Origin of the sequence: Tsukamurella soli (genome assembly GCF_039541155.1) — a bacterium.
Taxonomy (GTDB): domain Bacteria; phylum Actinomycetota; class Actinomycetes; order Mycobacteriales; family Mycobacteriaceae; genus Tsukamurella; species Tsukamurella soli.
Genome location: NZ_BAABFR010000232.1, coordinates 1 through 1,452 on the forward strand (window position 1 = coordinate 1; position 1,452 = coordinate 1,452).

The 1,452-nt window shown below is 68.6% G+C and carries 1 protein-coding gene; it reads left to right on the forward strand.

Annotation, left to right across the window (positions count from 1 at the left end; translation table 11 throughout):
• Positions 1-124: 124 nt before the first annotated feature.
• The gene (locus tag ABD908_RS27305) at positions 125-1,438 is read left to right on the forward strand and encodes an ISL3 family transposase (RefSeq protein WP_345002040.1); all 1,314 of its coding nucleotides are present in this window, start codon (positions 125-127) and stop codon (positions 1,436-1,438) included.
• Positions 1,439-1,452: the final 14 nt, after the last annotated feature.

Genomic DNA, 1,452 nt, shown 5'->3' on the forward strand with positions numbered 1-1,452 from the left:
GGCTCTTCCGGATTGAGAGTGCGTTGACGGGCTCGCGGCGTGAGCGGCGTGGCACAAGATGTAGGGGTCCTCGGGGTGCGACGATGTCGGTTCCTACACCCCACCGCGCACCTACCGAGGACCTGTGTCTGAGCCTACGTCGTCCCTGCTCGCCGATACCATCTGCCGCACCGTCGAGTTGGGCGTGTCGATCGTCGACGCCGCCGTCGACGAGCAGTTCACCCACCTGTGGTGCCGACTGACGACCCCGGACCCGCGGTGCCCGAGCTGCGGCCGGCCCGGGCGGCTGCGTGATCACGTCCAGCGGGAGCTGACCGACCTGCCGGTCGTCGGGCACCCGACCCGGCTGCACGTCCACGTGCCCCGCTACCTGTGCCAGAACACCGACTGCGCCACCGACATCTTCCGCGCGAACATCGAGCACCTCGCGCCGCCGCGGCTGTCGGTCACCCGCAGGGTCCGCCGCTGGATACTGCAACGCTTGGCCTACGACCGCATGTCCATCACGGGTATCGCACGGACGCTGGGCATCTCGTGGAACACCGTCAACACCATCGCCCTCGACGCGGCACGGGAGATGGTGTACGCCGACCCGGCGCATCTGGCCGGAGTCCGCGTCCTCGGCGTGGACGAGCACACCTGGAAACATGTGCGCGGCAACGGTGATCCGTCCATGGTGACGGTGATCATCGACCTCACCCCCGCGGTGGAGGGCACCGGCCCGGCTCGGCTGCTGGACATGCTGCCCGGCCGCTCCGCCGACGTCCTCACCGCCTGGTTGCAGGCGCGGGATGCGAACTTCCGCTCCCGCATCCGGATCGTCGCGATGGACGGCTTCCTCGGCTACCACACCGCGTCGAAACAGTCGCTGCCGCAAGCGAAACCCGTGATGGACCCGTTTCATGTGGTGCACCTGGCCGGGGAGAAGGTCACCGCCTGCCGCACCCGCCTGCAGCAGCAGATCTGCGGGCATCGCGGCCGCAAAGGCGACCCCCTCTACCAGGCCCGCCGCACCCTGCTGACCCGCATCGGGCTGCTCACCGCCACCCAGGCCGACCGCCTCGACGCGCTGTTCGCCGACGACGACCACGCCGCATTGGAGGCGACCCACCTGGTCTACCAGCAGATCATCGACGCCTACGCCCAGCCCGACCGCCGCCACGGCAAGATCGGCATGTACAAGGTCCTCAAACGCCTCACCACCGGTCTACCCGACGGCCTCGACGAGCTCGCCCAGCTCGGCCGCAGCCTCTGGCAACGCCGCACCCAGATCCTCGCGTTCTTCGACGTCGACGTCTCCAACGGCCCCACCGAAGCGATCAACGGCCGCCTCGAACACCTCCGCGGCATCGCCCTCGGCTTCCGCAACCTCACCCACTACATCCTGCGGTCCCTGATCCACTCCGGTCAGCTTCACGAACGCATCAACGCACTCTGATTGCGGAAGGGCCG